This is a genomic window from Halomonas sp. LMYGS-3, assembly GCF_059509875.1.
In genome coordinates, this window is the sequence record NZ_JCAKFQ010000017.1 from 41,603 (window position 1) to 55,084 (window position 13,482).

Here is a 13,482-nt window from a genome sequence, read left to right on the forward strand (position 1 = left end):
ACGCATCCCGCCCCGCCATGGAGCCGCCCATGACCGACATCCCGCACAACGCCCCCGGTCAGCGCTGGAACGCCACTGACTTTGCCCATCACGCCGACTTCGTCCCGGCCCTGGGTGGCGCCGTGGCCGCACAGCTGGCACCACGACCCGGCCAGCGCATCCTCGACCTGGGCTGCGGCGACGGCGCCCTGACCGAGGTCCTGGCCCGTTCCGGCGCCACCCTGGTCGGTGTGGACGCCTCGCCCGAACTGATAGAGGCCGCCCGGGCCCGGGGGCTGGATGCCCGAAAGGTGGATGCCCACCACCTGCCCTTCGATCACGAATTCGACGCCGTCTTCAGCAACGCCGCCCTGCACTGGATGCTCAACCACGAGGCAGTGGTTGCCGGAATCCGGCGGGCGCTGAAGCCGGGAGGTCGCTTCGTTGCCGAGTTCGGCGGCCACGGCAATGTCGCCGCCATCTGCACCGCCCTGCTCGCGGCGCTGCATACCCGCGGCATCAGCGGCAAGGCCCGCTTTCCCTGGTACTTTCCCACCACCGAGGAGTATCGCTCCTGCCTGGAGGCCGCCGGCTTCACGGTCGAGACCATCGAGCTGATCCCGCGCCCCACGCCGCTGCCCACCGGCATGGCCGGCTGGCTGGCCACCTTCGCCAACCCCTTCCTGCACGGCCTGGACGACGACGTCCGCGAGGCGGTGCTGGACGATGCCCTCGCCTGGCTGGCCCCCAGCCTGTGCGACAGCCACGGCAACTGGACGGCCGACTACGTGCGGCTGCGGCTCGAGGCATACTGCTGACGGGGGGCAGCGCCATGACCCGGGGCCCGATCACGGTCTTCGGCGGCACCGGTTTCCTCGGTCGCGCCATCGTCCGCGAGCTGGTGGATGCCGGCCAGGCCGTACGCATCGCCGCACGCCGCCCTGCCCTGCCCGACTGGGCGGAAGAGGGCGACCGGCTCGAGCTCGCCACCGCCGATATCCGCGACGAAAGCAGTACCGCCGCCGCCCTCGCCGGGGCCAGCGCCGTGGTCAATGCCGTGAGCCTCTACGTGCCGTCCCGCCGGGCGAGCTTCGAGGCCATCCATGTGGAGGGCGCGGCACGGCTGGCGCGCCTGGCCCGACGGGCCGATATCGAGCGCCTGGTGCTGATCTCCGGCATCGGCGCCACCACCGCGTCGAATTCGGCCTACGTGCGCGCCCGCGCCCGGGGCGAGAGCGCGGTGCTCGATGCCCTGCCCAAGGCGATCATCGTGCGTCCCAGCGTGCTGTTCGGGCCGGGCGATGCCTTCCTCGCCACCCTCGCCGGGCTCACCCGCCTGCCGCTGATCCCGCTGTTCGGCCGGGGCGAGACCCGGCTGCAGCCGGTGCATGTGGTGGACGTCGCCCGGGCCCTGATCCGGCTGCTCGGCGAACCGCTCCCCGAGCGACGCCTGTTCGAGCTCGGCGGGCCGGACGTGATGCGCTACCGCGAGATCCTCGAACTGGTGCTGGCCCACCTGAAACGCGACCGGCCGCTGCTGCCGGTGCCCTTTGTCGCCTGGCGGACGCTGGCGGCGTTGGCCTCGGTCCTGCCCGACCCGCCCTTGACCCGCGACCAGGTGATCCTCATGCAGCGGGACAACCTCGTCGGCGACGGCATCGGCACCTTCAATGATCTGGGCATCGTCCCCCGTTCGCTGCGCGACAGCCTGCCGGAGTGTCTGGCCACCGAGTGAGTTCGACGACACCCGTTCCCCCGACTACCCTGCCCCGTCTATGCTGTAGCCAGGCAATTCGCCTGAATCGCCTTTTTGCTGCACACCCATGGAGCTTGCATTGTGGCCGACGAGAACAGCGTGATTGTCTTCTATGACGAGCGGATGCTGGCCCATGAGCCAGATATCGAAGTGCCTTTCCTGCCGGGTCGCATGGACGATCGTATCCGCTCGCTGTTGTCGGGGCTGGGCGTCCCCTGGAAGTATCCGGAACACCCCGCCAGGCTCACCGCCATCCGGCATCTGCTGGAACTCGAGCCGGTTCCCGGCGTGACCTTCGAGTCGGGCAAGGCGGCGACGCGGGAGCAGCTGGGGCGCGTGCACACCAGTTCCTACCTGGACCATGTCTTCGAGCTTCGCGGCCAGAGCGCCTGGCTGGATGTGGACACCACGGCCGTGTCGCCCGGTAGCGTCGACGCCGCCGAGGTGGCCGCCGGCACGGCGATCGCCGCCGTCGAGGCCGTCGTCGAGGGAAGAGCCGAGAGCAGTTTCGCGCTGGTGAGACCCCCCGGCCACCACGCCGAGCCGGTGCGCGCCCGCGGCTTCTGCCTGTTCAACAACGTGGCGGTGGCCGCCGCTCATGCCCGCACGGCACTCGGCTGTAGGCGAGTGATGATCGTCGACTGGGATGCCCACCACGGCAACGGCACCCAGGATATCTTCTGGGCCGACCCGCATGTGCTGTTCTTCGACCTGCACCGCGCCGCCCCCTTCTATCCCGGCACGGGGAGCCTCGAGGAGATCGGCATGGGCCTGGGGGATGGCACCAACGTCAATGTTCCCCTCCCCGCCGACGCCGGCGACGCCGCCTACCTCAAGGCCTTTCGCGAGATCCTGGTACCGGCGGCCGAGTGGTTCCAGCCCGACCTGATCCTGGTCTCGACCGGTTTCGATCCGCACAGCCATGACCTGGCTCTGGAGGTCTCCTATGACGGCTTCGCCGCCATGACCGGCATCCTCAAGACCCTGGCCCGCCGGCACTGCCAGGGACGCCTGGTCTTCGTGCTGGAGGGCGGCTACAACCTGATCTCGCTGTCACGCGGTGTCAGGTCGGTGCTTCAGGTGCTGGCCGGCGACGAGCCGCCGGAACCCGGCCAGCGGGGCATCGCCGAGGTCGAGGCGGCGGCGGGCTTTCACCGCGGTGCCTTCGTCGGGCCACCCCCGGACTGACCCGGCGAACGCAGGGAACGGGGCCGGCCAGTCTCGCCGGTGGCACGAAATCGTATTCTCGGATCACGATGCCGGGCTCGGGCAGGCGGAGTCAGTCGCCCAGGGCGGCGAGTCGGTCGGCCTGGACCACCTCGATCCAGTAGCCATCGCGGTCCTTGACGAAGGTGACGTTCTTCATCTTGCCCTGGTCGGCACGCTTGACGAACTCGACGTCGTTGGCGTCGAACCACGCCTCGGCCGCCTCGAGATCGGGTACCGAGAAGCAGATATGGCCGAAGCCCTGGGGCTCGGCGTTGCCGTCATGGTAGGCGAAGTCCGCCTGCTCCTCGGTGCCCCAGTTGTGGGTCAGCTCCAGCACGCCGCGCTGGCCGAAGGTCCACACGGTGCGCTCGCCGGTCGCTTCGGGCACGCTCTCGCCGGCTTCCGGCCGGGCCAGGAAATAGAGCGAGAACTGCATCTCCTCGAAGTCCAGCCGGCGCAGCACGCGCAGGCCGAACACCCGCGTATAGAAGGCCAGCGCCCTCTCCGGCTCCTTGATCCGCAGCATGGTGTGGTTGAGGCGAAAGCCCTCGGAATCGTGGGTCGCTGCCTGCACGCCGGGATACTGCTCACCCTGAAAGCTCATCTTGATCTCCTTTTCGCTGCACAGTGCGCGGGCACCCCGCCAGGCCAGGTGCCCGTACTGGCCCAGGGCCCCGGTGAAGGGCTCCCCGGCGGGGATCGAGAAAGGCTGCCATGAACGGCGGGCCCGGCGCCAGGGTCTCCCCCTCGCCACCGGGATATCAACGCCACTCGAGGACCAGCCGCCCGTGCCTGTCGAGTCGTACCCCGGTGCCGAACCGCCGCCCTTCCCGATGCAGCATCCGGCACAGCCACTGCGCCTCGTCGGGCGTCGCCCGCTCCAGGCGAAAGTGACGCAGCCGCAGGGGTACCAGGACCAGCCGCGCCAGACGGCCATCGGCCAGCCCCAGGGTCGGCAAGTAGAGCAGCACCAGGTCACTGCGGAAGCCCTCGTGCCCGGAGATGCCTTCATAGTCGTTGATCAGGTCGCCGCAGCCGTAGAGGATCAGCTTGCCGCGATACACCTCGATGCCCAGCGGATGATGCGAGGAGTGTCCCCAGACGAGATCGGCGCCGGCCTCGTCGACGAGCCGGTGGGCGAAGTCGCGGTGTTCTTCGGGGATCGCATACCCCCAGTTGCCGCCCCAGTGCAACGAGACCACGGCGAGGTCCTTCGGCTTCCGACGCCTGGCGATCTCGGCCGCAATGGCACCGACGGCCTCGGGCGGGGGCTCGGGCAACAGGTGGATGCCGGGCCGCTCGTCGGTGGCCGCCCAGGCCCTGGGGATACCGCTGCTGGGTGCCCCCAGGGCCAGCAGCCATACTCGACCACCCGGCACATCGAAGGACACCGGTGCCAGCGCCTCTGCGCGGCTGCGCCCGGCCCCCACGGTGCGCAATCCGGCGCCTTCGAGCACTTCCAGGGTCTCGACCAGGCCAGCCGGCCCCCAGTCGAGCACATGGTTGTTGGCCAGCACGCAGCCCTCCACCCCGGCGGCACCGAGCACGGGCAGGTTGGCCGGGTGCATGCGGTAGTTGATGCCCTTGGGCTGGGCATCGTCGCTGGTGGTGACCGCCGTCTCCAGGTTGATCAGCCGCAGGTCCGGCGCCAGGCGCTCCAGCTCCTCCAGGGCATCCCCCCAGATGTAAGGGAAATCCACGGGCCGGGGGATGGGACCGGTCGCGCGTTCGGCCAGCCGGACGTAGTCGATGGCCGACGTCATGTACGACTCGAAGAGTTGCGGGTCGCCGGGGTGAGGCAGTATCTGGTCGATGCCGCGCCCGGTCATCACATCCCCGGTCAGCCACAGCGTCGTGGCGGTCGCTGCGTGACGCATCGGTGCATGCCTCCGTTATCGGATCCTCTGCGCCTCTCCCCTGGACAAGATCGACTGGCGTTGGTGCGCGCGCCGCTTCTGGTCGAGATAGGTCTCGCGATCGATCTCGAAGAGCTGGCGGGGGTAGCGCATCGTCAGGTCGAACCAGCGCCGCAGGCTGGCCTCGAAGCGTTCGGCCTCGGGCAACGCACGGGTATCGAGATGTGCTTCCAGCGCCAGGTAGAAGCGCATGACGTTACGCTCGATCATGCCCCGGGTGCCGCCCACATGGCTAGGCTGACCATCTGCGCCCCCTTCTTCCAGCGTGAACCCCACCCGATCCCGCCCACCGAAGGCGAAGTAGCCACGCAGGGCGAGCCGCGCCCGCATGCCGAAGACCAACGAATAGCGCAGCTGGACCAGGCTGTGGTTCTCGTCATCGGGCACCGCCCGCAGCTGCAGGTGAAAGGCGCGCGTCCCGTAGGGTCCGTCGTCTCCCTCCAGCGCCACATCCAGGTAGCGCGGCTGGCGCGTCACGACCCGCCACCGCAGGTCGAGGCGCTCGGCATCCGCCGGGTCGACCTGGTCCTGGCGCCCCACGAAGAGCGCCAGGTCAGTGCCCGCGGCGCTCCCCCCCGGCCCGAGAAGGCACCCCTTGACGTTGAGATGCAGGAAGAGGATCTCGCACCAGGCGGCGGGCGAGGAGAGCTCGTCGGCGAGACGCTCGAAGGGCTGATGGACCCGGGCGTGGACGCTACCGCTCACCGAGTAACTGCGCGCTTCCGACTCGACCTGCAGGGGCTCATCGAAGGGGGAGCCGGCAATCACCTCCCGCCAGCTATCGCGCAGCCAGTCATCCTGGGCCATGACCGGGGCCGGCAGCAGCCAGGCCAGCCACGCCCCGAGCAGCAGCCACACCGGCCAGGGGAGGCGATCCGCCCGGACCGGGGTTATTCGCCGATATCCTCGTTCCATAGCGCCGGCGACTCCTGGATGAAGCCCGCCATCAACGCGATGCACTCGGGTGCCTGGAGCACTTCCACCTCGACGCCGCGGGCACGCAGCAACGCCTCCTCGCCAAGGAAGGTGCGGTTCTCGCCGATCACCACCCTGGGGATGCCGTAGAGCAGTATCGCCCCGCTGCACATCGGACAGGGCGAGAGCGTGGTGTAGAGGGTGCTCTCGCGATAGATCGACGCCGGCTGGCGCCCGGCATTGTCGAGCGCATCCATCTCGCCGTGCAGCACCGCGCTGCCCAGCTGTACCCGCCGGTTGCGTCCCCGGCCGATGATCACGCCCTGGTGTACCAGCACCGAGCCGATGGGAATACCGCCCTCGACGAGCCCCTGGCGGGCCTCCTCCAGGGCGGCCCGCATGTAGGTATCCATGCTCCGATTTCCTGTCGTGTCAGTTTCCTTCAGAATACGCCGCCCGATACGCCTCGCGCCACCGGCACCAGGCCTCGCCGCCCGTCGTCATCGAGCGGGGGCGATACCTGGCGCCCGAGCCCCATTACGGCCACCCTGGCTAGGGACGAGCGTGAACAGGAGACAAGCTTGCCATGGAGCCCGAAGACATGACCGACCGCACGCCTCCCATCCTGGTCTTTGCCGGCAGCGCCCGGGAAGACTCCTTCAACAAGCAGCTGGCCCGCTTGGCCGCCGACCGCATCGAGGCGCTGGGCGGCGAGCCCACCTTCATCGACCTGCGCGATTACCCGATGCCGCTCTACGACGGCGACCTGGAGGCCGAGAGCGGCCTGCCCGAGAACGCCCTGGCGCTGCGCCGGCTGCTGGCCGAGCACCAGGGGCTGCTGATCGCCTCGCCGGAGTACAACGGCTTCATCACCCCGCTGCTCAAGAACACCATCGACTGGCTCACCCGCCCCCATGAAGGCGACAGCGGGCTCAAACTGTTCCAGGGCCGGATCGCCGCGGTGGTCTCCGCCTCCCCCGGCGGGCTCGGTGGCATCCGCAGCCTGGCGCTGATCCGCCAGTTGCTGAGCAATATCGGCGTGACGGTGCTGCCGGACCAGCTCGCCGTGGCCAAGGCCAAGGAAGCCTTCGATGACGACGGCAGCCTGGCCAACGACGGCCAGCAGCAGAAGCTGGATGCCATCTGCGGCCGGCTGATCGCGACGCTGGACAGGCTCGGAGGCTAAGGCCCGCGACCTTCCGCAGGGTGAACCATACTGACAGCGGAGCAAGGCAAGTGGAGACCCCGGCATGGCGCAGGACGCACTCGATGGCCCGTTTCGTCATCGCTACCTGTCCCACGAGGCGTTGACGCGACAGCTCGAGGAGTGGGCGCAGAGCTACCCGCAACTGGTCCACCTGGAGAGCATCGGCACCACGCCTGAGGGACGCGACATCTGGGTGCTGACCATCGGCCCGGAGCCGGAGCGCTGGCGCCCCGGCGTCTGGGTGGATGGCAACATGCACGGGACCGAACTGGCCGGGTCCAGTGTCGCCCTGGCCGTGGCCGAGGCAGCCCTGGCGCTGCACCTCGCGCCCGAGCGCCTGCCCGGCGGTTGGCCCGAACACCAGCGCCAGTTCCTCCGCGAGGTGCTGTTCTACGTCTGCCCGCGGATCTCGCCGGACGGCGCCGAGCAGGTGCTCCGGCAGGGTGGCTTCGTGCGCTCCGCCCCGAGGCGACTGCCCGGCAATCCCGTGGCCCCCCACTGGCGCGCCCGCGACCTGGACGGCGACGGCCGCTGCCGCTACCTGCGCCGCCACGACGAGGCCGGCGACTTCGTCGAGTCGCCCGACCACCCCGGCCTGATGCTGCCGCGCCGGGTGGAGGATCCGCCCCCCTACTGGCGACTCTATCCCGAGGGCGTGATCGAGCCCTGGGATGGCGTGACGATTCCCGAGCCCGACGCGCTGCGCGATACGCCGGACTTCAACCGCGACTTCCCGTGGGGCTGGCGGCCGGAACCCGACCAACTCGGTGCCGGCCACTACCCCGGCGCCGAACCCGAGCCCCGTGCCGTCATCGATTTCGCCCTCGCCCACCCGAACCTCTACGCCTGGCTGAACCTGCACACCTTCGGCGGCGTGTTCATCCGACCGCTCGCCGATGCCCATGACAATTGCATGGACCAGCACGACCTCGCGCTCTACCGGCAACTGGCCGCCTGGGGGCAGTCGCTGGTCGGCTACCCCACCGTCAGCGGCTTCGAGGAGTTCACCTACGAGCCGGACACCCCGCTGCACGGCGACCTCACCGACTTCGCCTACCATCAACGGGGCTGCGTGGCACAGGTCTGCGAGCTCTGGGACCTCTTCCACCGGCTCGGCCGCCCCCGGCCCGAGCGCTTCATCGACCACTACACGGCCTTCGACCGCGACGAGATGGAGCGGCTGGCCGAGTGGGACCGCATCAACAACCGGCAACGCCTGTTCCACGCCTGGCAGCCCCTGGAGCATTCCCAGCTCGGCCCGGTGGAGGTGGGCGGGCTGGATGCCTGCATCGGCATCTGGAACCCACCGCCGGAGATCCTGCCAGCGATCTGCGACAGTCTCACCGTCTACTGGCTGCAGGTCGCCTCCCTCATGCCGCGGCTGGCGATCGCGGCCGTGCGCTGCACGCCGCTGGGCGACGGCTACCGGGAGCTCGAGGTGACGGTCGCCAACCACGGCTACCTGCCCAGTCACGGGGTACAGGCCGCCCGCGAACGGCCCTGGAATGGCGGCGTGGAGGCCAGGGCCAGCGCCTCGGGTTGCCGGCTGCATGACCCCGGCCTGGCCCGCCAGGTGCTGGGGCACCTGGACGGCTGGGGGCGCGGGCTGGGCGACACCGCCCATATGCCCTGGTTCCAGCGCTCGCGCGGCAACAGCCACCAGGCGCGGGCGCGCTGGGTGATCGAGGGCGAAGGCGAGGTGCGGGTGGAGGTCCATAGCCCTCGGTTGGGTGAGGTGACCCGCACGATCGCGATCCCGGGGAAGTCCGGTGCCCCGGGCCCCTGCTGAGCGGCCGCGACGCCTCCGCCCATGCGGCGGGTGATGCCCCCAACGGGAGGAGCATACGATGGACATAGCACTGAAGGACGTCACCCGCGAGAACTTCGAGGCCGTCATCGCGCTGGAGGTGGCGACATCGCAGCGTGACTATGTCGCCGACAATCTGTACTCCATTGCCGAATCGAGCTTCCATCCGACCTATCGGCCTCGCGCCATCTATTGCGATGGGGAAGTGGTCGGCTTTCTCATGTACGAATCCTTCGACCACGACGACCGGCCGCCTGCCTACAACATCTTCCGTCTCATGGTCGACCGACACCATCAGGGAAGAGGCATCGGGCACAGGGCCATGCAGTGCGTGCTGGACGAGATCAGGGCACAGGGCCCCTTCGAACGGATCGCGATCTGCTATGTGCCCACCAACCAGATCGCCCGGGACTTCTACGCCAGCCTCGGCTTCGAGGAGACGGGGCTCAGCGAGGAGACCGGCGAGGTCATCGCCGAGATCCGCGGGTGACGAGGGGGCGCATCCTGAACGCCCGGTGACGAGGCCTCGAACAGGGCCCTTATCTCGGCGTTGTCATTGTCTGTCTCATTGAACAGCACCGCTTCCGGCCTCGGCTCGTGCTTGCGTTCCAGCTCCTGGAGGTTCCAGTAATTGGCCACCAGGGCGGTCAGGTGCTTCACTGACAGGGGCCCCCTTGACCAGCCGCGCCGCGCGACTTTCCTCCAGGGTGTTCATATGCCGCCCGATGCTAGGTTGGCCGCGACCCTTGACCTTCAGGAGACACCATGGAATCACCGATCGTCATCACGGGCATGGGCATGATCAGTCCCCTCGGATGCGGCGTCAAGACAGCATGGCACCGCCTGCTCGAGGGGCATTCGGGCATCGGCCCGATCACGCGCTTCGACACCGGCGACCTGCCGATCAAGATCGCGGGGCTGGTCCCCACGATCGGCGACGACACCGAGGCCGGCTTCGACCTCGACCGGGTCGCCGACAGCAAGGAGCGCCGCAAGCTGGAGCTGTTCAGCCTCTACGCCCTGGCCGCCGCCCAGCAGGCGCTGACCCAGGCCGGCTGGTTCCCCGAGGACGAGGCCGGACAGCAGGCCACTGCGACCATCGTGGGCACGGGAATCGGCGGCCTTCCCACCATCACCCAGGCGCAGGACACCCTGGTGCAGCGCGGCTACCGGCGCCTCTCCCCCTTCACCGTGCCGGCCTTCCTGGCCAACATGGCGGCGGGCAACCTCTCCATCCGGTACGGCTTCCGGGGGCCGCTGGGCTGCCCGGTCACGGCGTGCGCGGCGGGCCTCCAGGCCATCGGCGACGGCATGCGCCTGTTGCGCAGCGGCGAGGCCGATGTCGCCCTGGTGGGCGGCGCCGAGGCTTGTGTCGACCCGCTCTCGCTGGCCGGCTTCCATGCGCTGAAGGCACTCTCCACCGAACGGGATGAGCCCACCCGCGCCTCGCGGCCCTTCGATCGGGCACGCAACGGCTTCGTGATCGGCGAGGGCGCGGGTCTGCTGGTGATCGAGACCCTGGCCCACGCCGAGGCGCGTGGTGCAACGCCGCTCGCGATCCTCAGCGGGTACGGCACCAGCGCCGACGCCTACCACATCACCGCCGGACCGGAAGACGGTGCCGGCGCCGCCGCGGCCATCCGCGCCGCCCTGCGCATGGCGCAGCTGTCGCCCGAGGAGATCGGCTACATCAATGCCCATGCCACCTCGACGCCGGTGGGCGATCGCGCCGAGGTCGCCTCGCTCCGGAGCGTGTTCGGAGACAGGCTCGCGGGTATCCCGATCTCCTCCACCAAGTCGGCCACCGGCCATCTGCTGGGTGCCGCCGGCGGGATCGAGAGCCTCTTCTCGGGCCTGGCGGTGATGCATGATCGCCTCCCCCCGACCCTGAACCTGGAAAACGCCGACGACGACATGCAGGACCTGGACTTCGTGCCCGGGACCGCGCGCGACCAGGTCACCCGGCACGTCCTGTGCAACGGCTTCGGCTTCGGCGGGGTGAACGCCGCCCTGATCGTCAGCAAGCTATAGGGCCGCCCCGGGAAGGGCGGCCCCGGTCACGGGAGCCGCCCTTCCCGGGCGAGCCGCCATCGCACCCAGCGTCGGTAGGCCCACGCCAGTACCTGCTTGAGGCCCGGCAAGCCGATCACCCAGGCCAAGGGCCGGAGTCGGGGCACCCGTCGCATCAGCAGGATGTAGGCATCGATGCCCTGCACGACCCGTCCCCGATGGTCTTCCACGTGGAGCGACAGCAGCGCCTCGCTGGGGTCGACCCCGGCGGCCCGCAGGGTAGCCTCGTTGGCGGTGACGTCGACCCACTCCACCGAGCGTGCCGCGTCACCGGCCCAACGCTCGTAGCGCGCCCGATCCCGTCGGCAGATGGGACAGACGGCGTCGTAGTAGACCTTGAGGCGAGGCCAGTCATATTGGGATCCGGTAGCGCTCACGGTCTAGACCTTCCAGGGCAGCGGCGGCGGCATGAGCCGCTCGCCAGCGAACCGTGGAATCTTGCCGAAGCGCTCGCGGCCCGCCTCCCAGTCGCGCTGCGCCTCGGCGATCTCCGCCTTGCTGTGGCCGACGAAGTTCCACCAGATCAGGATCTCCTCGTCCAGCGGTTCGCCACCGATCAGGATGATCCGCCCCCCCGCGGGCAGTGCCAGCTCGACGCCGGTGCGGCCACGTCCCAGGTAGGCCAGCTCGTTGGGCGCGAAGCGGTCGCCCTCGATCTCGAGTTCGCCCTCGAGGGGCAACAGGCCATACTCGAACGCCTCATCCAGCGGCAGTTGCAGGGTGGATGCCTCCCGGCCGGTCAGTTCCAGGCCCACCAGCGGCGAGAAGGCGAGCGTCGGGGCCCGCCGGCCGGCGAACTCGCCGGTGAGCAGGGTCAGCTCGACCCCCTTTTCCTGCCAACGGGGCAGTGTCGGGTAGTGGTCGAAGCGTGGATCGGTGTGGCGGTCGGCCGCCGGCAGGGCGATCCACAGCTGGGCCGCATGCAGTTGGGTCTCGCCGGGCACCGACTCCTCGGTATGACTGATGCCCCGCCCCGCCGTCATCAGGTTGACCTGACCGGGACGGATCACCTGCTCATGGCCGAGGCTGTCACGATGCAGCACCTCCCCCTCGATCATCCAGGTGAAGGTCTGCAGGCCGATATGAGGGTGGGGACCTACGCGCAGCCCCGAGGTATCGCCCTTGAAGACCGCGGGGCCGGCATGGTCGAGGAAGCACCAGGCGCCCACCAGACGGCGCTGCCGCGAGGGCAGCAGCCGATTGACAGGAATGCCGCCGACGTCGGCGGTACGCGGCGCGACATGCTGCACCTGGCGCTTGCCATCGATGACCGGGCAGTCCCTGGAGGAGGCCAGGTCGCGATCGTTGATGAGGGTGCTCATGGGGGCACTCCTTCTCCGGTGAGTCGAGGGGAACGACTTGAGCGTAGCCGAGGCCGGCGGTACCGGCCTACTCTCCCGCCCCAGGCAGCGGGTCAGGGCTCCCAGAGGTGGCGATGCCGTTCCCACCACGCCAGGGCGATGGCCCGGTTCTCGTGGTTGGCCCCCTCGGTCAGGACGGTGCCCCGTCGAAGGATGTCGCCGCCGAGCCCACGACACGGCAAGGCGACGCCTGGATCGGACACCGGAAGCGATGCCGCCGCCCAGAAATATGGATATCGTGGGGCAATCGGGAACGACTCGACACCCATCATCGTGGCCGGCAAAGAGAGATCATCATGCCACTCAGACCGCAACAGCTCTGGCGCAGCCGCCTCAAGAATGGCCTGCAGACCCTGCTGATCATGGCCAGCCTGGCACTGGTCATGTCCGTGCCGGGCTACTTCCTCGCCGGTACCGCCGGCGTGATCATGGGCTTCGTGGCGGTGATGGTGGCCGTATATCTCAGCAGCTGGATGCCGGCGCGGATGATCCTGGCCAGCGCCAACGCCGGCCTGCTGCGCCGTCATCATGCCCCGCAACTCTACCGAGTCCTCGATGTCCTCTATCTACGCGCCGGACTGGAGATGGCGCCCCAGCTCTACTACTCCCCGACGCGCGACCTCAACGCCTTCGCCGTCGGCACCCGCCGCGACGGCGGCATCGCCATCACCGACGGCCTGCTCAGGACGCTCGACCTGCGCCAGCTGGCCGGCGTGCTCGCCCACGAGGTGAGCCATCTGCAACACGACGACACCCGGGTGATGTCGCTGGCGGCCGCCATGACCCGCCTCACCCTCTGGATCACGACCGTGGTGCAGGTCAGCCTGCTGCTGATGCTGCCGCTGGTCATGGCGGGGGAGCTGGCCTTCCCCTGGCTGCCGCTGCTGCTGGTGGCACTGGCCCCGACCCTCAGCACCCTGCTCCAGCTCGCGCTCTCGCGCAACCGCGAATACACCGCCGACCTGGAAGCTGCCGCCCTCACCGGCGACCCTCACGGCCTCGCCTCGGCCCTGGACATCCTGGAGCGCTACCACGGCAGTTGGCTGACGGCGATATACGGCCGCAACAACCCCGCCTGGCTCGACTGGCTACGCACCCACCCGCCGACCAGCGAGCGCATCCGCCGGCTGCTGGAAATCGGGGAGCACCCGCGCCTGCCCCATCCGATCATCCAGCTTCCCGCCGATGAACAGCCGATCATCAACGAGCGCCCCGGCCCGATGGGTGGGCGCTACTGGATATGGCGACGGTGATGCGACCTG

General features: G+C 69.3%; 14 protein-coding genes. 8 read left to right on the forward strand and 6 right to left on the reverse strand.

Annotation, left to right across the window (positions count from 1 at the left end; genetic code table 11):
* Nucleotides 1–29 precede the first annotated feature (29 nt).
* From AC5W54_RS15315 to AC5W54_RS15325, 3 genes are all read left to right on the forward strand, one after another.
* Nucleotides 30–797, forward strand: a complete 768-nt coding sequence (locus tag AC5W54_RS15315; RefSeq protein WP_495962952.1) for a class I SAM-dependent methyltransferase — start codon at nucleotides 30–32, stop codon at nucleotides 795–797.
* Nucleotides 798–811: 14 nt separating this feature from the next.
* Nucleotides 812–1,714 (forward strand): complex I NDUFA9 subunit family protein, encoded by a 903-nt coding sequence (locus AC5W54_RS15320; protein WP_495962953.1) that lies wholly within the window; start codon nucleotides 812–814, stop codon nucleotides 1,712–1,714.
* 102 nt (nucleotides 1,715–1,816) lie between these two features.
* A complete protein-coding gene (locus AC5W54_RS15325) occupies nucleotides 1,817–2,923 on the forward strand; it encodes a histone deacetylase family protein (protein WP_495962954.1) in 1,107 nt (368 codons plus the stop codon).
* A 91-nt stretch (nucleotides 2,924–3,014) separates the two neighbouring features.
* On the opposite strand, the gene gloA is transcribed toward AC5W54_RS15325, so the two are convergent.
* The 4 genes from gloA to AC5W54_RS15345 form a co-directional block, all read right to left on the reverse strand.
* Nucleotides 3,015–3,548, reverse strand: coding sequence for a lactoylglutathione lyase (gene gloA, locus AC5W54_RS15330; protein WP_495962955.1), 534 nt, complete (start codon nucleotides 3,546–3,548; stop codon nucleotides 3,015–3,017).
* 157 nt (nucleotides 3,549–3,705) lie between these two features.
* On the reverse strand, nucleotides 3,706–4,821 hold the full coding sequence (locus tag AC5W54_RS15335; RefSeq protein ID WP_495962956.1) for a CapA family protein: 1,116 nt from the start codon (nucleotides 4,819–4,821) through the stop codon (nucleotides 3,706–3,708).
* A gap of 15 nt (nucleotides 4,822–4,836) precedes the next feature.
* The gene (locus tag AC5W54_RS15340) at nucleotides 4,837–5,775 is read right to left on the reverse strand and encodes a hypothetical protein (protein ID WP_495962957.1); all 939 of its coding nucleotides are present in this window, start codon (nucleotides 5,773–5,775) and stop codon (nucleotides 4,837–4,839) included.
* Nucleotides 5,751–6,188 (reverse strand): nucleoside deaminase, encoded by a 438-nt coding sequence (locus tag AC5W54_RS15345; protein WP_495962958.1) that lies wholly within the window; start codon nucleotides 6,186–6,188, stop codon nucleotides 5,751–5,753. The genes AC5W54_RS15340 and AC5W54_RS15345 overlap by 25 nt, the downstream gene beginning before the upstream one ends.
* Before the next feature lie 173 nt (nucleotides 6,189–6,361).
* Between AC5W54_RS15345 and AC5W54_RS15350 the strand changes: the two genes are divergently transcribed.
* The 4 genes from AC5W54_RS15350 (at nucleotide 6,362) to fabF (ending at nucleotide 10,820) form a co-directional block, all read left to right on the forward strand.
* A complete protein-coding gene (locus AC5W54_RS15350; RefSeq protein WP_495962959.1) occupies nucleotides 6,362–6,961 on the forward strand; it encodes an NADPH-dependent FMN reductase in 600 nt (199 codons plus the stop codon).
* A gap of 64 nt (nucleotides 6,962–7,025) precedes the next feature.
* Nucleotides 7,026–8,771: a M14 family metallopeptidase gene (locus AC5W54_RS15355; protein WP_495962960.1), complete on the forward strand. Its 1,746-nt coding sequence runs from the start codon at nucleotides 7,026–7,028 to the stop codon at nucleotides 8,769–8,771.
* 58 nt (nucleotides 8,772–8,829) lie between these two features.
* Entirely contained in the window at nucleotides 8,830–9,279 is a 450-nt protein-coding gene (locus AC5W54_RS15360) for a GNAT family N-acetyltransferase (protein ID WP_495962961.1), read from the forward strand.
* Nucleotides 9,280–9,554: 275 nt separating this feature from the next.
* A complete protein-coding gene (gene fabF, locus AC5W54_RS15365) occupies nucleotides 9,555–10,820 on the forward strand; it encodes a beta-ketoacyl-ACP synthase II (protein WP_495962962.1) in 1,266 nt (421 codons plus the stop codon).
* 26 nt (nucleotides 10,821–10,846) lie between these two features.
* Here the strand turns inward: fabF and AC5W54_RS15370 are convergent, their stop codons facing one another.
* Both AC5W54_RS15370 and AC5W54_RS15375 read right to left on the reverse strand, forming a co-directional pair.
* Complete coding sequence (locus tag AC5W54_RS15370; protein WP_495962963.1) at nucleotides 10,847–11,236, reverse strand: thiol-disulfide oxidoreductase DCC family protein; 390 nt, start codon at nucleotides 11,234–11,236, stop codon at nucleotides 10,847–10,849.
* Between the two features lie 3 nt (nucleotides 11,237–11,239).
* Entirely contained in the window at nucleotides 11,240–12,181 is a 942-nt protein-coding gene (locus AC5W54_RS15375) for a pirin family protein (protein ID WP_495962964.1), read from the reverse strand.
* A 335-nt stretch (nucleotides 12,182–12,516) separates the two neighbouring features.
* Here AC5W54_RS15375 and AC5W54_RS15380 point away from each other — a divergent pair, with 335 nt between their 5' ends.
* Nucleotides 12,517–13,473 (forward strand): zinc metalloprotease HtpX, encoded by a 957-nt coding sequence (locus tag AC5W54_RS15380; protein WP_495962965.1) that lies wholly within the window; start codon nucleotides 12,517–12,519, stop codon nucleotides 13,471–13,473.
* Nucleotides 13,474–13,482 lie beyond the last annotated feature (9 nt).